Genomic DNA, 18,972 nt, shown 5'->3' with positions numbered 1-18,972 from the left:
GGTAGCAATAATGACGCGTACTGCAAACGAGTTTCTAACTCCGCAAGCGATCAAGGTCGAAGCGGTTAGCGGGACCTCGGCAAAAGTGATTCTAGAACCTTTAGAGCGTGGTTTTGGCCACACTCTAGGTAATGCTTTACGTCGCATTCTATTGTCTTCTTTACCTGGCGCTGCTGTGGTTGAAGTTGAGATAGAAGGTGTCGAGCACGAGTACAGTACTTTAGAAGGCTTGCAGCAGGACATCGTCGAGCTCTTGCTGAACCTAAAAGGATTGTCTATTAAGCTGTTCGATCAAAATGAAGCATATTTAACATTAGAGAAACAAGGTCCTGGCGAAATTACTGCTGCTGACCTTCGTTTACCTCATAATGTTGAAGTGGTTAATCCAGAACATTTAATAGGTACTTTGAGTGCTTCAGGCTCATTAAAAATGCGCTTGAAGGTTGCTCAAGGTCGTGGTTATGAAACATCTGATTCTCGTTTCCCTGAAGGTGAAACACGTCCTGTTGGTCGTTTGCAATTAGATGCTTCTTATAGCCCGATTAAGCGTGTTTCTTACACCGTTGAAAATGCGCGTGTAGAACAACGTACCGATTTAGATAAACTGGTAATCGACCTCGAGACAAATGGAACGGTTGATCCTGAAGAAGCAATCCGCAAAGCGGCAACAATCTTGCAACAACAAATTGCAATTTTTGTTGATCTTCAGAAAGACCAAACTCCAGTTGCTCAAGAGCCTCGTGAAGAAGTTGACCCAATCTTGCTTCGCCCAGTAGATGATCTAGAGCTTACTGTTCGTTCTGCTAACTGTTTGAAAGCAGAAAATATTTACTACATTGGTGATCTTGTTCAACGTACTGAAGTTGAGTTGTTAAAAACTCCTAACCTTGGTAAAAAATCGTTAACAGAGATCAAAGATGTTTTGGCATCGAAAGGCTTACAACTCGGTATGCGTCTTGAAAACTGGCCACCAGCTAGTCTTCGTATGGACGACCGTTTTGCCTATCGTAGCCGTTAATTAAGTAGGACTATCACCATGCGTCATCGTAATAGTGGTGTGAAATTAGGCCGTACAAGCAGCCATCGTAAAGCGATGTTCCAAAACTTGGCTAATTCTTTATTTGAACACGAGTTGATCAAAACAACTGTGCCTAAAGCTAAAGAATTACGTCGTGTTGCTGAGCCTTTAATCACTCTAGCAAAAAACGATACTGTAGCAAATCGTCGTTTAGCATTTGCTCGTACTCGTAATGCTGCAACTGTAGGTAAATTATTTACCGTACTCGGCCCTCGTTACAAAGAACGTAACGGCGGTTATCTACGTGTTCTTAAAGCGGGCTTCCGTGCTGGTGATGCAGCACCGATGGCTTACGTTGAGCTTGTAGATCGTGAAGTGAATACTTCAGCTGAATAATTGATTTTATTCAAAAAAGACCGGTTTTATACCGGTCTTTTTTATTTTTGTTAATTAATAAAATTATAAAAATGTCCCCAAGTGACATAAAAAAACGGATAAACGGTCAAACTTGACATTGTGTATTGTCAAATTTGTGCTTTAATAAACTTATATTCTCAACAATGGGTATAAAAATAAAATGGAAAAGCAAGTTGATATTTTAATCATTGGCGCAGGTATCTCAGGAATTGGAGTTGCTGCCCATTTATCAAAAAATTCTCCACAACGCCAATTTGAAATTTTAGAGCGTCGTGAATCTTTTGGTGGAACATGGGATCTTTTCCGTTATCCAGGCATTCGCTCAGACTCAGATATGTCCACATTTGGTTTTAATTTTAAACCATGGTGTAAAGCGAATGTATTAGCTGATGGTGCTTCTATTAAAGGGTATTTAGGCGAAGTAATTGATGAATATAAATTAAAAGAAAAAATTCACTTTGGTCATCGTGTACTTTCTGCTAATTATGATTCTGAATCAAAGAAATGGCAGGTTGTAATTGAAGATGGTAAGAAAAAACAACAGACTTGGATTGCTAATTTTGTTGTAGGTTGTACCGGTTATTATAATTATGATCAGGGATATGCTCCTTCTTTCCCAAATCAAGAAGCTTTTAAAGGGCAGCTTATTCACCCACAGCATTGGCCTGAGAATTTAGATTACACAGGGAAAAAAGTCGTTATTATTGGTAGTGGCGCAACTGCAATTACTTTAGTACCGGCAATGGCTAAAGGTGGTGCTGGTCATGTCACTATGTTGCAGCGTTCACCAACGTATATTGCTAGTGTACCGTCTATCGACTTCGTTTATGAAAAAACGCGTAAATTTATGTCTGAAGAAACAGCTTATAAATTTACCCGTGCACGTAATATTGGTATGCAGCGCGCTATTTATGCATTATCGCAGAAACATCCAAAGACTGTACGTCGTTTACTCTTAAAAGCAATTGAAGTGCAGTTGAAGGGTAAGGTAGATATGAAGCATTTTACACCTTCATATAACCCTTGGGATCAACGTTTGTGTGTGGTACCTGATGGCGATTTGTTTAAAATTTTGCGTGAAGGTAAAGCAAGCGTAGAAACTGATCAGATTGAGAAATTTACCGAAAAAGGTATTCTACTTAAATCTGGTAAACACCTTGATGCTGATATTATTGTTTCTGCAACAGGCTTACAAGTTCAGATTATGGGTGGTGTTCAGGCCACTATTGATGGGAAAGCAATTAATTCATCTGAGCATATGCTTTATAACGGTGTGATGTTAAGTGATGTACCAAACATGGCTATGATTATTGGTTATGTAAATGCATCGTGGACCCTTAAAGTTGATATCGCTGCGGAATATATTTGTCGCTTGTTAAATTATATGGATAAAAATCACTATGATGAAGTGATTCCATCTGGTGATAAAACTGAAATGGAAGAAGATACTGTAATGGGTAAATTGTCTTCAGGTTATATTAGCCGTGCGGCACATGAACTTCCAAAACAGGGTAAGCATGCTCCATGGCAGGTGACTAATAACTATTTAGAAGATAGAAAGTCGCTGAAAAATTCAAAATTTGAAGATGGTGTTCTACATTTTCATAAACGTTCAGAAGCTAATGAGCGTAAGCCAAAATTAGTATCTTAATAGGTATTAGATAAAGAAAAGGGGCGTAATGCCCCTTTCTTATGTAGGTATTAAAGTGTTCTTGAAATTAACTCTTTCATGATTTCATTGGTACCAGCATAAATTCGATTTGCTCGGTGGTCTATATAGGCACGTGCAATTGGATATTCAAGCATGTAACCATAACCACCATGTAATTGAAGACACTCATCTACAATTTTTGAGAACATGTCTGAAATTTTATATTTAGCAGCTGCGGCAGCTTCCACACTCAATTTTTCTTCAAGTTGTAATTCCATACAACGATCTAGATAGGTACGGCAGAAATCTATTTCTGTTCTAAGTTCAGCAAGTTTAAAACGCGTATTTTGAAATGCACTAACAGGTTTGCCAAATGCTTTACGGTCTTTTGTATATTGGACAGTATGCGCAAATGCAGCTTCAGCGCCTGCCTGACAAATAATAGCGACTAGCATTCGCTCCCAAGCTAACTCTTTCATGAGCATAATAAAGCCCATGCCTTCCATACCTAAAAGATTTTCTTTAGGAACACGAACGTTATCAAAAAATAATTCGCACGTATCTTGGCCTTTCATCCCAATTTTATTAAGAGGCTTACCTTTACTAAAGCCCGCTCGGTCTGCTTCAACAATAATGAGTGATAAGTTCGCTGAACCTTTGTCATTATTACCAGTTTTACAAACCACTACGACCATGTCACATAAGTAGCCATTCGTAATGAAAATTTTAGAACCATTAATGACATAATCATCACCATCAAGAACGGCTGTGGTTCTTACTGCTTGTAAATCAGAACCAGTGCCTGGCTCAGTCATGGCAATAGCTGTGACCACTTCTCCTGTTGCCATCTTCGGTAGCCACTTTTGTTTTTGTTCTTCATTACCAAAGTTATTCACGTAATTGGCAACAATATCTGAATGCAAAGAGAAGCCCGTACTAGAGTCCATAGCATAAGCTTGTTCTTCGATTAAGATCATACTGTACAGGCGGTCTACTCCGGAACCACCATATTGTTCTGGCATTGTGGTACACAAGAGGCCTAATTCTCCAGCCTTATTCCAAAGATCGCGATCAACATGTTGCTGTTTTTCATATTTTTCAATATTGGGAACAACTTCTTTTTCATAGAATTTACGAACTGTTTCGCGGAAGGCCTCATGCTCTTCGTTAAATAGTTTTCTCGGTAACATATTTGGAATGGGACGGATAGCACCAGATTGCATTTGTATTTCTTCCTTGGTTCAGATGAGATGTTATGAACTTAAACATACGGAAGCCTTGCTTATGTAACAATGTGATGAATGCTCAATTATGAGTACAAGATGATAAATTTGGTCAATTTGATATTTTTAGCGATCTTTGGAATGTGATCAGGTAAACTAAGCGCACTATCAACGCAGATGGGGAAATAAATGTCTGACGAAATGACCTTGGAAGAACGTAAAGTAATTTATCGAGCACGCCGCGGCTTAAAAGAAATTGACGTCTATTTTGACCCTTATGTAAAAAACTATTATCTAAAAGCGGATTCGGCAGAGAAGGCGTTATTTGCAGAGTTAGTTGAACAGGAAGATCCTGATTTACTCGATTGGTTCATGGAAGTTTCTGAACCTCCACGTACAGAGTTACGTGAATTTATTTATAAATTAAAACAGTACGTTCATGGCTAAACTGTTTTGATAAAAGAATTAAATTTTGAGCTGAAATATAGTCGTTTCTCGATAATATTTCAGCTTTTTATTGGCTTGAGTTTAGCCATCCTACTTTATCAATTGTTATCACCCATTTGGTGGTTGATTACTTTCATCCTTTTATCTATAAGTTTTCTATTTTTTTTAAGACAATCACAAATTTCTCAAATTGCATATTTAGACCAAAAATCGTGGTCAATTGCATACTCCTCACAAAAGATAATTTCTCGTGTGGAAATTTCTAAAATAATTGATTATCAGCTGTTTATGGTTATTTATCTTGAGGGGGCACCTATAAAGGTAGCCATAATTTGGTTTGATCAACTTCCTTTGCAGCATTGGAAAAAGCTAAAAGTCTTACAGAAACTTCATTAATTGTTAGACAATTCTACATTTGTATATTTATTTAAAATTTATAAAAAACAATAATTTAATCTTTATTTTTTTGCTTGAGTTTAAGATTGTCTAATTAAAAATTAGAAAAAAGCTAAGGAAATACAATTGTCTGACAATTTCACCTATGGGTATCTAGTTGATCGGTTAAAGTACAAACACCAACGTAAAGTGTGTCGGAGGTCTCAAAATGGAGATGCCAACATGGTCGTTCTTGGTCATTGCCATCATTTTGGCAGTGGTGATCGGAAGAGCAGGAACTTTACTCAGGGAACATCTTAACAAAGTTAATTTTAACAAAGTTAAGAGACAGAGGATGCAAGGTCGTCGATCAGTCAATTATTAAATTGCTTAGTCGATTAATTTCATCAAGTGTCCAGTTTATAACTGGGTGCGATTGTAGTAAAGGAGGTCTCTCATGGAGATTTCAATGTGGATGTTTCTGTTAATTGCAGTGCTTATGGCTGTGGTAGTAGGAAGAGCAGGAACTTTACTTAAGGATTATCTAGAACAAAAATAATATAAGCCGTTAAAAGCTTATCTCAGTTAATAAGTAGCATGTGCTGAACCGTCGCAATGCTACTTTTTTTTGCCTAAAATTTCTGTTTCCCTGAAAAACTGTCAATTTTATCTGCTGTGAAGTATGTCAAAGTATAAGCGCTACAATTAGAGTAATTACTCTTTTATTCAAGATATGCATCTGCTAATGTACATCTGAAAAGGAAAAAACAAATTACATAGAGGACAGGAAGATGTCTAAAGTCCAAAAAATAAGCCAAGGTTTGGCGGTAAGTTTGCTTGCAGCTTCAGTATTATCAGGTTGTTCATACGTCGTGAAAACCGGAGCAAATGTTGCTTTAGGTTTTACGGAAAAGCACGTCGTTCCACCTATTTTAGCAATGCAAGATGCTGAAATGGTTTGTAATACGGGTAGTGCATTAACACCTGCAATTATGTCTACCAAAGGTATGGGTGCAGATCCAACGCGTGTTGCTGTATTAATGTATGCCGCATCAGGTGTATGTGCGGAAAACCAAGCCTTAGAACAGGAATTACGTTATTTACGTGCATCAAAAGCGGGTCAAGTAACCGAAGCTCAAGATGCTCGTATTGCTCAGAAACGTTGGGCAGCCATCGCTGCTGAGCGTCAATATACGGGCTATAAGTTGTTCGCTGACCGTTGGGAATCTAAATATAAATATCATTTAGGTGATTCTTGTCCAACGATGCGTAGTGATACTGATCAAACTGTATATTTACTTGGAATGATTAGTGGCCTTCAGGCTGTAACCAATGACATTAACTCTGGTGGTGCAGTCAATGTTCCAAAAGATATTGCGGCTATTGTAGAGCGCGGCATGGTTTGTCTAGATAATGAAAAATTCTGGGGCGCACCTAATGCAACACGTGCTGTTATTTGGACCTTACTGCCTGGGGCTGATGAAGGGAAACCGGACCCATATCAAACTTTAAAACAGTCAGTTCAAATTGGTGAACAAAAGGGTGTTCGCCTGTCCCATGCTTTGTATGCGGTAGCTGCCCAAGCAAGTGGTGATGATGCAAAAATCCGTGATGCATTAAGATCATATGCCGCATCTCAAGCTGATGATAAGCCTGTCAATCCGAACTTTAAGTTAATCGATAGTATGGCTGGTTTGATAGTACGTGGTATTTCTGACCGTTACTGGACTGAGCATACAGGTGTGCGTACTGGAGATGATGGTATGTCACATTTCTGGGATGATAAGAATGAAGGTGCAGCAGAGTTAGATGAATTGTTTGATGGAGGGGCCGCATCTGAAGCTCCTGCAGACTCATCTGCTCCACCAGCAGCGCAGTAAAAATATTTGAAAGGTTAACTTCTTGCGAGACTGTTGTTAAGTTTTACAATGGTAGCAAGAAGTTTAATTTCAAGGAGTGTGCCATGAAGGATCATGTACTGAATCATAAAGTGCTTTTGGTCGCAGTGTGCATTTCTGTGTCTGCCTGTCTACAGGTGTTTCCTGATACATTTATTTATTGGCGTGAAAGCCTACTTGGCGAATTTTGGCGTTTGTGGACAGCGCACTGGGTACACGTTGGGTGGATTCATTTCCTTTTAAATATGATGGCATTTGCCTGTTTGCCTTTTATCTTCCCGCATACCAAAGCGTGGCATCTTTTAAGTCTGCTTTTCCTTTTGCCACCGTTCATTAGTTTGGTTTTCTATTTTTATTTACCTTATATCGAAGCATATGCAGGGCTGTCTGGTGTGTTACATGGGCTCTATACAGCAGTTGCTTTAGTTTACTTGCAATATCGGAAAGAACGGAATTTTGCTTTTCTGGTTTTAGGATTAATTATTGCAAAACTGATATGGGAAAATACCTTTGGTCAAACAGGAACGGCTCAGTTAATTGGAAGCCCAGTTTTAACTGAAGCTCACTTATATGGCGCGATTGGTGGCGCAATCTTTGGTGGGTGCTATTGGCTGGTACAGAGATTAAAAAAGAAATATTGACAATACGAACTGTTAAAAAAGTGATTTTAGTCATTCTTTATTAATAAAGTTTGATGCAAATTTGATCGTTGAATAAAGGGATTGGTAGAAGGGGTATGGATTTAACCCCTGACCAAGAAAATTGCATGACTCAAGTCTTTATTTTTTAAGGACTTGAGAGAACAAAATTGGAATATTTATGCAAGAATATCAAGAAAAAAGATCTGGATTAGGTCTGTTGGGTTATATCTGGAACGAGTGGATCTCAACATTCGTCATCCTCACTCTGCTATTAATGACTTTAATAATTGGTACCGGGGAAATGATCCACGGACAATTATTACGTATCGGGGAGCGTCTTTATGGTGACCCTGCTATAGGCATGCAATATTCATTTTTGCGTGCTGAACCTGAAAAGCCGACTTGTGATCGACATCCAAATATCGATGCCCAAGTAAAAGAACAAATGAAAGCGAATGCATCTGATGATTTCTCGAGTTTCTTTGGTGCAGCATCGGAAAGTGATGTCCGTGCATCGCTACTCGCTGCGCAGCAACAATGTGACGAGAAATACCAGGCATATGACAAGACAATTAAATATATCGAAGCTAACCCTGGTGTGCGTACTTACCGTGCCATCGAGACAGGTTTCTTTGGTATTTTTAAATTTGGTACAGAAAATCGCGCAATTTTACTGATTTTTATGGTTTTGATTTCTGCGATTACAGCATCGTTAAAATTTCACCATATTGGCTTACGTAATCCGGCAACAAAAATAGATTACAAAGTCTATTCCATCTTTATGGTGGTTGCTAATGCGCTACTCAGTTTCTCTGTAATTAGCCAGTATCGTTCAGTTATTAATTCTGGGGTAATACCGACCTATGAAACAGTAACTATTTACTGGATATGGATGATTCTATTTGTTGTTCTGACCTTAATTAGTCTTTATCAATTATTTGTTTCACCTCCACCAAAACGTGAAGGCGGTAATATTGGCTTAGCCTTACTAAGCGTGCCTTTATATGCTTATATGGGTTTGATTACGGGTATCGTATTCACATTCTTTATGGATTATCCAATGGGGCAAGGGATTTACCTTGGTTTATTGGTTGAGTTTTCAGGTATTTTCCTAAACCTTGCCTTGTTTATTTGGGCAGGTATGCTTCTAACTCAAACACGTGTTATGGATTTATTCCTTAATGTGCTTCGTCCATGGAATTTGGCACCAGAAACCCTAACATGGTTAATTCTAATTGCTGCTGCTGTACCAACGGCTTATACAGGCGCATCAGGTATCTTCGTTATTGCGGCAGGTGCAATTATTTATAAAGAAGTTTGGAATGCAGGTGCTCGCCGTCAATATGCTTTGGCTGTTTCTGCAATGTCAGGTTCTTTAGGGGTAGTTGTACGTCCATGTCTACTGGTCGTTTTAATTGCCATGCTTGATAGCCGTCATGTAACGTCCGATGAATTGTTTGGCCATGGTATTTATGTATTTTGGCTAACAGCATTTATTTTCTTGGGTGTCTCATTACTATTGGCTGAAGAAAAATTCCGCGTGAATTCACCAAAAGTAGCGATTCCGGGTATGTTACGTGCCTTTGTACCCGTAATCCCATACATTCTGATTACTGTTGTTGTTCTTGCGATCTATAAATATGCGCTAGACACAGGAATGAATGAATTTACTGCACCAGTAATTTTGCCATTAGTCCTGATTGCAATGATCTTGTATGACAAATTGGTCGCTACAAAAGAAACTCCGGCAATCAATATTCATGAAGCAATTGTTCGTGAACACGAACAAAAATCTCCATTCTTACGTGCGCATGATCCGCATAGTTCTCAATACCGTCTTGGTTTTGGTGGAGCCCTTCGTTTTGCAACCTCAGAAACAGTCGGCCATATTGGTGCACTAATTATCTTGATGGCATTGTCTGCAAGTGTAGGTGGTTTAATTGAACGTTCTGAAGTGGTTGAATTATTGCCGACTCATTTAGGCAGTATCTATATATCACTGGCATGTATTGCACTGCTACTTGCGATTATTGGTATGTGTACCGATCCATTTGGTGCTGTAATTTTAGTTGCTGCAACCATTGCACCTGTGGCATACGAAAATGGTATTCATCCAATTCACTTCTGGATGATTGTATTAGTTGCATTCGAGTTTGGTTATGTAACGCCACCAGTAGCCTTGAACCATCTCTTAACGCGGTTGTCCGTCGGAGATGATGAAGTTAATGCGGCGGATGCTGAAGCGAAAGAGAAATATACAAGCTTCTACTACCGTTATGAGCGTTGGTTATTACCAATTATTGTCTTGTTCTCATCATTGGTATTGGTTACTTATGTACCGTATGTGTTCAAGTTATTCGATTGGTATAAATAACTTAAATTAAAGTATCTGTTATACAAAAAAGCCCTCCTAAATGGAGGGCTTTTTTAGTAGTAGAATTCAGTAAATTTTGGAAAAATGATGGCTAGAATTATTTTAATTAAAATAAAAAAGCTAAAGATGAATAACTTTAGCTTTTTAAGTTCCCATTGAAAAACTATTGCTGTTTGAGCTGAGCTTCAAGCAATTTAACTTGTTCTTCTTTGAGTTTCGTTAATTGATCTGCATCTGCATGCTGAGCTTTTAATGAACTTTCTTGATCTTGCAACTGACGATGGATGTCATCGAGTTTAGACACTTCTTCTTTTGCTAAAGACTCTTGAGCAGGTACAGGCTGTTTAAGCACATCTTCATTCACAAGTTGTGATGAACTTGCAGCCTCTGCTGTCGGTTCAGAAGCTGATGATGGATCAGTGGTTTTAACAGGCGCAGGTGTCGAAACAGGATGAGGATCAACCATTGGTGCGGCTGACTCGGTTTTTTTGAAAAACCATTGTGCAGCGAAAAAAAGCACTACGAGAATGCTTAAGCCCCCAATTAAAATCCACAATAGTTTTGAGTTTTGTTTTCTTTGTAGTGGCATCTCTAAGACCTTTAGTCAGGACGACGAGGCTTGAACTGTATTACTCCAACTTCATCAGGTACAGCAGGTGCTTCAGGCTCATCAATATGAGTCGGACGATTTTCGCTATAACCGCATTCGATACATTCAATCCATTCGTCTTCAGCGGTGGTTAGCATGACAATCCGATCTGTTGCTTCACATTTTGGACATTTAGCCCCAGCAATGAAACGTTTTTTCATCTTTATCACCCTAACCACACGATCAATTTAGGCCCATAGTTTAAGCGGTTTTGCTGTCATTCGTCCAACCTTGATGACGTAACAATGCATCAATTTTAGGTTCACGGCCACGGAAATTAACAAATGCTTCAAGAGCAGTGTCTTTTCCGCCTACAGCTAAAATCGCCTGACGGAATTCTTTACCCGTTTGAGTGTTGAAAATGCCTTCATGTTCAAAACGGTCAAATGCATCACTAGCTAACACTTCTGCCCATTTGTAAGAGTAATAACCAGCCGCATAACCACCAGCAAAAATATGGCTGAAGCTATGTTGGAAACGGTTGTATCCGACCGTAGGAACGACAGCATATTGGCTACGTATTTCATTTAAAGTCTGCTGAATTTGCTCACTGTTCAGTGCTGGTGTTTTCGTGTGAATTGTTAAATCAAACAAGGCAAATTCAAGTTGACGTAAAGTCTGCATGCCAGATTGGAAGAAGCGGGCATTTAATAAAGCATCGAGTAATTCTTGCGGTAAGGTATGTTTACTCTCAATGTGCTCACTTAATACATCTAGACTTTCTTTATCCCAAGACCAGAATTCCATGAACTGACTTGGAAGTTCTACCGCATCCCAAGCAACACCATGAGTACCTGCAACCGAAATGTTATCTACCTCGGTCAGCATGTGATGTAAACCATGTCCAAACTCATGGAATAAGGTGATGACTTCATCATGAGTCAGTAAAGCAGGCTGATCACCTACTGGAGGTGTAAAGTTACATACCATGTAGCAAATTGGTTTTTGCAGACCGTGAAGAGTCTGCATGCGTGAGCGGAAACCATTCATCCATGCACCACCACGTTTGCCCGTACGTGCATAGATGTCAAAGAAGAATCCACCAATTACTTGGCCTTGGTCTTCTAACTCAAAATAACGTGCATCTGGGTGCCAGACAGGTGCTTGTCGCTCAATGATGTTAATACCATATAAGCGCTGTACGATCTGGAATAATCCTTGAATGACTTTAGGCGCAGGGAAGTAAGGTTTTAACGCTTCTTGAGATAAGTTGAACTGTTGTTGTTTAAGCTTTTCAGAATAATAAGTGGTATCCCAAGGTTGAAGTTCATCGACACCATCTTGTTTGGCAATATCTCGAAGCTCAGCAACTTCTTGGAGAGCAGGGGCACGTGCATGTTCGGCTAGATCAACTAAAAAGTCATGTACCGTTTTTACATCTGGTGCCATTTTGCTTGCAAGAGAATATTCAGCGTAGTTATTGAAACCAAGTAGCTTCGCCATTTCCTGACGAAGACTTAAAATTTCTTCCATAATTTTGCTGTTATCAAACTCAGTTTGTTCAGACTGATCAGATGCACGAGTAACATAGGCTCTGTAAAGCTCTTCACGCAAAGCGCGGTCATCTGCATACGTCATGATTGCAAAATAAGCTGGGAAATCTAGAGTTGCTACAGCTTGATCGAGTTCACGTTGTTTACCGTATTGTTTTAATAACTCAACATTACTTTCAGGAAGACCTTTTAGCTCAGTTTCTGTAAGCGGTTTAAAGTATGCTTGTGTTGCATCAAGCACATGGTTAGAAAAATCAGAAGAAAGCTGTGAAAGGCGAGCAGAAATATCTGCATAGCGTTTTTTCTCTTCACCCTCTAAAGCCACACCAGAAAGTTTAAAATCACGTAAAGCAAGTCGAATAGCACTTTGTTGGGCTGGACTAAGAGAGGTATAACCCTGACCATCATGGATATGCTGATAAGTTTGATAGAGCGCCGTGTGTTGACCAAGTTGAGTGTAATATTCACTCAAAGCTGGCAATAACGATTGATAGACTTCTCTGGTTTCAGCATTGTTCATTACCGCATTTAAATGTGATAAAACACCCCATGATTCACTGAGGTTATTTTCAAGTGTATCGACTTGTTGAAGTACGGCAAGTTGTTGAGCGGTATCGGTAGGTACACCTGTAAGCGTATTTAAAAATTCTTGGCCTGCTTGAATTGCTTGTTGGATGTCTTGTTTTAAATTTTCTAATTCAATTTGATCAAAACGCGGAGTTGGTAAGGTCGCTTGCTGTAAAGTCATTGCTGTTAGCCACATTATTTTTTAAACATGTTATTAGATGTAGGTCCTCTCAAGCCAGAAATCAAGTTTAATGTGCAAAATAAGCTTTTTAAAAAGAAATAAGTCCCAAAATCGGGACTTATTTCTAGGCTAGCAACATCTAGTGTTTAATTATTCAGCTTTTGATTTTGCATTGGCCTTTTTCTTTTTAGGCTTAGACTTTTTCTTTACTTTTTCTGGTTTACTTTCGGCTTTTGCAGAAGGTTTTTTACCAGACTTTTTAGTATAAGAACTCGCCTTGGCTTTTTCTTTCTTTTTATGAACAGGTCTTTCACCATCACTACTTGTTGGTTTACTGAAAACTTCTTCAGTTGCCTGTGAAGATGTTTTAGTTGTCCGTGGAGCTCGGCTACGAACGACTCTTCCTGCATGCGTGACTTGTTGAAGAAGTTGGAAGTCAATTTTACGTTCTTCAAGATTTACGCCAGCAACCTGAATTTTAACTTCATCGCCTAAACCAAAGATTTGACCACGATTTTGACCTACCAGATTTTGGCTCGCTTGGTCATAAATAAAGAAGTCATCGCCGAGTTGGCTAATATGAATCATGCCATCGACGTATAGATCTTTAAGTGTAATGAATAAACCAAATTCGGTTACTGCACTTACGATACCAATAAACTCATCACCCAAATGCTGTTGCATATAGTGACACTTCAACCAAGTTGTTACGCTACGAGAAGCTTCATCTGCACGGCGTTCAGTTTGAGAAAAATGTTCACCAGCATCATCTAGCGCAGCACCAGAGAGTGGATAAGGCTTTTGTTTCAAGTGTGCCTTAATAGCACGATGTAATAATAAATCTGGGTAACGACGGATTGGCGAAGTGAAATGAGTGTAGGCTTCATAAGCCAAACCATAGTGTCCCGCATTTTTTGCGCCATAATAAGCTTGCATCATTGAGCGTAATAAAACGGCATGAATACTTGGTGCATCAATACGGTCTTTGGTCGCTTCAATCACTTTTTGATAGTCTGCTTGAGTTGGTTGATCAGGGAAGGGTAGACCAAGCAATTTCACAAAGTCTTTTACTTTCTGAATACGTGAAAACTCTGGAGCTTCATGCACACGATATAACATTGGAACATCATGTTCTAATGCATATTCAGCTGCAGCAACGTTAGCAAGTAACATACATTCTTCAATGAGCTTATGTGCTTCATTACGTGTACGTGGCAAAATTTCTTTAATCCCGCCCAGCTCATCAAAAGTCATGTACGTTTCAATGGTTTCAAATTCCATTGCATGGCGGTCAGCACGCAAGTTTTTCAAAATTTGATAAAGCTGGAAAAGTGTATTTAAAGATTTATGAACATCACGATCTTTTGGAATCGCATCTGTTGCGCCTTCAAAGTATTGCGCTACCTGGGTATAGGTTAAACGTGCTTTTGAATGCATAACCGACGGATAAAAATCGTAACCAGTTACACGGCCTGAACGAGAGAGCTTAAGGTCACAGACCATACATAAGCGGTCTACATGAGGGTTCAGAGAACACAAGCCGTTTGACAGAGCCTCTGGTAGCATTGGTAATACAAAGTGGGGGAAATATACCGAAGTGCCTCGTTCCTCTGCTTCTTCGTTGAGGGCTGAGTCTAAGCGTACATAATGGCTGACATCGGCAATTGCGACAACTACACGGTAACCACCACCCGGACGTTTTTCTGCATAAACTGCATCGTCAAAATCTCGAGCGTCTTCACCATCAATTGTAACTAATGCTAAATCTCTTAAATCAATACGACCTTCACGATCTTGAGCTGATGGCTCTTTAAAACTTTCTGCTTCTTTTAATACTTGATCTGGAAATTCATATGGCAGACCAAATTCAAGAATGGTTTGTGGAATGATAATTTCTGTATCAGCTTTGTCTGCCATAGACTGAATAATATGTGCTGTTGAAAACTCTTCACGGGTCGGATAGCTATCAATTGCAACACGTAGCATATCGCCAACATTCGCCCCAGCATGTTTTACGAGTTCTTTTTCTAAAGGAATAGGCTGATGCTGATTAGGATTGTTGGGTTGAATAAAATATTCACCCTCATGAACTGACAATTTACCAATTAATTGTTTAACACGATGCTGTAAAACTTCTGTGATAAAACCCCAAGGTTTACCTTTACGGTCTACTGAAGTCTGGCGCACTCTAACTCGGTCACCATTAAATACTAAACGTAATTCACGTTCAGGAAGTAAAAGATCGGTTTGACCATCAATATGTGCTGTACCTAAACCTTTACTATTAATATAAACAGTTGCTTCATATGTTGGTTGATCTGCCACCAACTGAAATTTAAAACCGTCTTTCATGATTTGGCCATCACGAACCATAGCACTTAAACGATGACTTAATGCTTCGATACTTTTTTGGTCATGAATATTAAAATGATCGACAAGCTCTGCATGAGATTGTGGTGTTTGCAACTGCTCCAACGTATCTAAAATCAGAGTACGGCTTGGAATAGGATTGTCATAACGTTCAGCTTCAGCTTTCGCTTCAGGGTCAGCCCAGTTTTTTGTCATGTCGTTTTGTTTCACGCTTGGCAGATAAGTCTAGCATAAGCCATGCAGACCCGAACTGCACGTTCAGGTTTGCAATAATGTGTTATGCACTACAGTATTTTGATGAAGAAATAATATCTATCTTAACAAGCGTTTGATCGAAAAAGACGAAAATAATGAGGAAATTGCTTAAAAAATAATTCATTGAACTAAAAAACAAGAAAATTTCAGTATGATGACTTGAACAATGTGGTTTTAGTTTGTATTATGGCGGCTCGTTCCGGTGAGGTGGATGAGTGGCTGAAATCACTTCCCTGCTAAGGAAGCATACCTATTACTGGTATCGAGGGTTCGAATCCCTCTCTCACCGCCATTTACTTAATGCGCTCATAGCTCAGCTGGATAGAGCACTTGGCTACGAACTAAGGGGTCGGGAGTTCGAATCTCTCTGAGCGCACCAAGTAAAACAGAACGAATCGCTGAAAGGCACACAAGTTACGCGCTCATAGCTCAGCTGGATAGAGCACTTGGCTACGAACTAAGGGGTCGGGAGTTCGAATCTCTCTGAGCGCACCAACTTGAAGAATTAACCGCTTTTATAGCGGTTTTTTTGTGCTTGTTTTTTGGTAATTTTAATAAATCTAAATTTATAACTTTTTAATTATATTAGAGATAATCATAAATGAACCTAGCTTTATTTGATTTTGATGGCACCATCACTCATAACGACACATTCAGCTTATTTCTTAAATTTTCTTTAGATAGAAAAACACAACTCGTCGGTGGTATTCGGCTTGCACCGTATATAGCTGGCTATAAACTTGGTTGGGTAACGGATAAAACCATTCGAACTAAGCTCTGCCAAGTAGGATATGTGGGGTATGACGCGAACTCCCTAAAAGATATGGGGCAAGAGTTTGCTAAAAAGGTACTTCCTACATGTGTTCGTGAAAATGCTTTGGAGCGTATTCTCTGGCATAAACAACAAGGTGATCAGATTGTTGTTGTATCAGCATCATTAGGCGTTTATTTAGAAAGTTGGTGTCATTCTTTAGGTTTAGATGTTATATGCAATCAACTTGAAACACATAATGGTATTTTAACAGGCCATTTTATTGATGGTGATTGTGGTTATTTAGAAAAAGTAAATAGAATAAAAAATAAATATGATTTAAGCCAATACCCGACCATATATGCTTATGGTGATACTCCTAATGATTATGCAATGTTGGAATTAGCACATAAAAAGTATTATAGATGGCAAGAGATTGATTAGTATTAAATTAATATTTGAAACTATATTAAATCAGAAAGCCACTTATAAAAGTGGCTTTCTTTTAATGATATTAAACAGTATGGAACGAATTATCTAAGAAGTTATCAGTAAGTAATGACTGAGGTACGATAGTATGCGTTGTATTTGTTACGGTAGATACTGTAGAAGTTACTCCACCGAGTAAGCTGCCACTTGTTAATCCACCAAGTAAATTAGAAATGACATCTAAGCCACCTTGACCAGTCACTCCACCAGTTAAGCTACCCACGATATCCGTTACGATACCAATAGGGTTTTCTGTGCCACCAGTAACGCCACCAGTTAAACCGCCTAGAAGGTCAGTCACTACGCCAAGAGGGCTATCACCACCAGTCACTCCACCAATAGTGCCTGTTACACCGCCAAGGATTTCTGTTAATAAACCAGTTGCAGTAGAGCCATTAGTAATAAGTGTACCGATAATACCAGTCGCTGATTCAGTTGCACCTTGAATATCACCACCGACTAAGTCAGATACAACTTCAAGAGCACCATTAACTGTGTCGCGAGAAGTTTCAAAAGTTAGTGTGCCGAGGTCTGCAATTTCAGAAACAGGATGTTCTACTTGTGGAAGAATACCGATAATCGTATCCGCTACGGTATCAATACCAGTGTTTATAATCTCAGTTTTTAGGCTTTCAACGCCTTGAAGAATATCGATACCGCCTTGAACTACGTCGATCACTGGAGAGATTGGAGATGTGCCGCCACCAATACCACCTGTTACGCCGCCGATGATGTCGGTTACGACTTCAAGTGGATTGCCACCAACGCCACCGATGATATCAGTCACAACCTCAAGAGGATTACCACCAACGCCGCCTGTTACGCCACCGATGATGTCAGTTACGACTTCAAGAGGATTACCACCAACACCGCCTGTGACACCACCAACTACATCTGTAACGCTTCCTACAACACCAGTGATAATACCAGCAGCAGTTGTACCATTATTGATAAGTGTACCCAGAATACCAGTTGCTGATTCAGTTGCACCTTGGATATCTCCACCAACTAAATCAGAAACAACTTCAAGTGCGCCATTTACAGTGTCGCGAGAAGTTTCGAAAGTTAATGTGCCGAGGTCAGCAATTTCAGAAACAGGATGTTCAGTTTGTGGAAGGATGCCAATGATTGTGTCGGCAACAGTGTCGATACCTGTATTAATAATTTCAGTTTTTAGGCTTTCAACGCCTTGAAGGATATTGATACCGCCTTGAACTACGTCGATTACTGGAGAAATTGGAGATGTACCGCCACCGATACCACCCGTTACACCGCCCACTACATCGGTAACACTTCCAACTACACCAGTGACAATACCTGTAGCAGTTGTACCATTGTTGATAAGTGTTTCAACAATTCCAGTTGCTGACGCAGTTGCGCCAGAGATATCTCCACCTACTAAATCAGAAACAACTTCAAGAGCACCGTTTACTGTGTCGCGAGAAGTTTCAAAAGTTAAGGTGCCAAGGTCTGCAATTTCAGAAACAGGATGTTCAGTTTGTGGGAGTACTCCAATGATTGTTCCAGCAACAGTTTCAATGCCAGTGTTGATAATTTCAGTTTTTAGACTTTCGACACCCTGAAGAATATCGATACCGCCTTGAACGACATCAATGACTGGGGAAATTGGCGATGTTCCACCAGTCACACCACCTGTTACGCCACCAATAACACCAGTGACTACTTCAAGGGGATTGCCGCCAGATACTCCTCCAATCAAACCACCAGTTACACCACCCACAACATTGGTTACTGTTTCTAATGGATTTGTAGAACCGACAGTACCGGTTACAGTGCCAACCACATCAGAAACTAAGCCTGTTGCTGTATGCGTAACTGTATTAGTTACTGTAGAAATAACATTTGAAAGTAAGCCTGATGTTGAAACGTGTGCATCAACAGAAGAACCCGTGTTTACAGTGGTATTTACCGATACAACATTACCCAAGTCTTGAGTAACTTTTGAGATCGAAGATACGAGATTTTTTAGTAAAAACATGTTGGTCTATTTCCTATATAATTATGTATTTTTAAGTAAGTATTATTTATTGCGCTACATAATTAATGAGATGTATATCTCAATAATTGGAATTTAGTATTGGTTAGATATCAAAAGCTGTCAATGTGTATTTTTAGTCACATTTTTTAATATTAAATAATATTTAAAGAAATA

The 18,972-nt window shown here is 39.3% G+C and carries 15 protein-coding genes and 3 tRNA genes; 12 read left to right on the top strand and 6 right to left on the bottom strand.

What is annotated here, in order from left to right; translation table 11 throughout:
- Window positions 1-10 precede the first annotated feature (10 nt).
- The 3 genes from I7H67_RS14210 (at window position 11) to I7H67_RS14200 (ending at window position 3,086) form a co-directional block, all read left to right on the top strand.
- Window positions 11-1,018 carry a DNA-directed RNA polymerase subunit alpha gene (locus I7H67_RS14210; RefSeq protein WP_003653641.1) on the top strand — a complete coding sequence of 336 codons (1,008 nt, stop codon included), beginning with the start codon at window positions 11-13 and terminating at the stop codon, window positions 1,016-1,018.
- Between the two features lie 18 nt (window positions 1,019-1,036).
- Entirely contained in the window at window positions 1,037-1,414 is a 378-nt protein-coding gene (rplQ, locus tag I7H67_RS14205) for a 50S ribosomal protein L17 (RefSeq protein WP_002049717.1), read from the top strand.
- Between the two features lie 181 nt (window positions 1,415-1,595).
- The gene (locus tag I7H67_RS14200) at window positions 1,596-3,086 is read left to right on the top strand and encodes a flavin-containing monooxygenase (RefSeq protein ID WP_198308148.1); all 1,491 of its coding nucleotides are present in this window, start codon (window positions 1,596-1,598) and stop codon (window positions 3,084-3,086) included.
- Window positions 3,087-3,136: 50 nt separating this feature from the next.
- Here the strand turns inward: I7H67_RS14200 and I7H67_RS14195 are convergent, their stop codons facing one another.
- Window positions 3,137-4,309 (bottom strand): acyl-CoA dehydrogenase family protein, encoded by a 1,173-nt coding sequence (locus I7H67_RS14195; RefSeq protein WP_198308147.1) that lies wholly within the window; start codon window positions 4,307-4,309, stop codon window positions 3,137-3,139.
- Window positions 4,310-4,498: 189 nt separating this feature from the next.
- On the opposite strand from I7H67_RS14195, the gene I7H67_RS14190 reads away from it, so the two are divergent.
- From I7H67_RS14190 to I7H67_RS14170, 5 genes are all read left to right on the top strand, one after another.
- The gene (locus I7H67_RS14190; protein ID WP_017388310.1) at window positions 4,499-4,756 is read left to right on the top strand and encodes a succinate dehydrogenase assembly factor 2; all 258 of its coding nucleotides are present in this window, start codon (window positions 4,499-4,501) and stop codon (window positions 4,754-4,756) included.
- Window positions 4,757-4,762: 6 nt separating this feature from the next.
- On the top strand, window positions 4,763-5,152 hold the full coding sequence (locus tag I7H67_RS14185; RefSeq protein WP_198308146.1) for a hypothetical protein: 390 nt from the start codon (window positions 4,763-4,765) through the stop codon (window positions 5,150-5,152).
- A 770-nt stretch (window positions 5,153-5,922) separates the two neighbouring features.
- Window positions 5,923-7,011, top strand: coding sequence for a hypothetical protein (locus I7H67_RS14180; RefSeq protein WP_003653630.1), 1,089 nt, complete (start codon window positions 5,923-5,925; stop codon window positions 7,009-7,011).
- A gap of 83 nt (window positions 7,012-7,094) precedes the next feature.
- Window positions 7,095-7,670, top strand: coding sequence for a rhombosortase (gene rrtA / locus I7H67_RS14175; RefSeq protein ID WP_017390202.1), 576 nt, complete (start codon window positions 7,095-7,097; stop codon window positions 7,668-7,670).
- A gap of 178 nt (window positions 7,671-7,848) precedes the next feature.
- Window positions 7,849-10,044 carry a TRAP transporter large permease subunit gene (locus I7H67_RS14170; RefSeq protein ID WP_198308145.1) on the top strand — a complete coding sequence of 732 codons (2,196 nt, stop codon included), beginning with the start codon at window positions 7,849-7,851 and terminating at the stop codon, window positions 10,042-10,044.
- 163 nt (window positions 10,045-10,207) lie between these two features.
- Here I7H67_RS14170 and I7H67_RS14165 read toward each other — a convergent pair whose 3' ends face one another.
- From I7H67_RS14165 to rnr, 4 genes are all read right to left on the bottom strand, one after another.
- On the bottom strand, window positions 10,208-10,633 hold the full coding sequence (locus I7H67_RS14165) for a hypothetical protein (protein ID WP_198308144.1): 426 nt from the start codon (window positions 10,631-10,633) through the stop codon (window positions 10,208-10,210).
- An 11-nt stretch (window positions 10,634-10,644) separates the two neighbouring features.
- On the bottom strand, window positions 10,645-10,854 hold the full coding sequence (locus I7H67_RS14160) for a YheV family putative zinc ribbon protein (RefSeq protein ID WP_004639498.1): 210 nt from the start codon (window positions 10,852-10,854) through the stop codon (window positions 10,645-10,647).
- A 40-nt stretch (window positions 10,855-10,894) separates the two neighbouring features.
- Complete coding sequence (locus tag I7H67_RS14155) at window positions 10,895-12,949, bottom strand: M3 family metallopeptidase (protein WP_198308143.1); 2,055 nt, start codon at window positions 12,947-12,949, stop codon at window positions 10,895-10,897.
- Between the two features lie 135 nt (window positions 12,950-13,084).
- Window positions 13,085-15,499, bottom strand: coding sequence for a ribonuclease R (gene rnr, locus I7H67_RS14150; RefSeq protein ID WP_191900438.1), 2,415 nt, complete (start codon window positions 15,497-15,499; stop codon window positions 13,085-13,087).
- A gap of 261 nt (window positions 15,500-15,760) precedes the next feature.
- On the opposite strand from rnr, the gene I7H67_RS14145 reads away from it, so the two are divergent.
- The 4 genes from I7H67_RS14145 to I7H67_RS14130 all read left to right on the top strand — a co-directional run bounded on the left by I7H67_RS14145 (window position 15,761) and on the right by I7H67_RS14130 (window position 16,754).
- Window positions 15,761-15,851: transfer RNA gene (locus I7H67_RS14145), tRNA-Ser, on the top strand.
- A gap of 10 nt (window positions 15,852-15,861) precedes the next feature.
- Window positions 15,862-15,938 (top strand) — tRNA-Arg (locus I7H67_RS14140).
- Between the two features lie 39 nt (window positions 15,939-15,977).
- Window positions 15,978-16,054: transfer RNA gene (locus tag I7H67_RS14135), tRNA-Arg, on the top strand.
- A 106-nt stretch (window positions 16,055-16,160) separates the two neighbouring features.
- On the top strand, window positions 16,161-16,754 hold the full coding sequence (locus I7H67_RS14130; protein ID WP_005301324.1) for an HAD-IB family hydrolase: 594 nt from the start codon (window positions 16,161-16,163) through the stop codon (window positions 16,752-16,754).
- 70 nt (window positions 16,755-16,824) lie between these two features.
- On the opposite strand, the gene I7H67_RS14125 is transcribed toward I7H67_RS14130, so the two are convergent.
- A complete protein-coding gene (locus tag I7H67_RS14125) occupies window positions 16,825-18,798 on the bottom strand; it encodes a hypothetical protein (RefSeq protein WP_198308142.1) in 1,974 nt (657 codons plus the stop codon).
- Between the last annotated feature and the right edge of the window lie 174 nt (window positions 18,799-18,972).

It is taken from the genome of Acinetobacter sp. ACIN00229 (assembly GCF_016106645.1).
Lineage (GTDB): Bacteria > Pseudomonadota > Gammaproteobacteria > Pseudomonadales > Moraxellaceae > Acinetobacter > Acinetobacter oleivorans.
The sequence above is the reverse complement of the archived record's forward strand: the minus strand, read 5'-3'. Positions and strand labels throughout refer to the sequence as shown.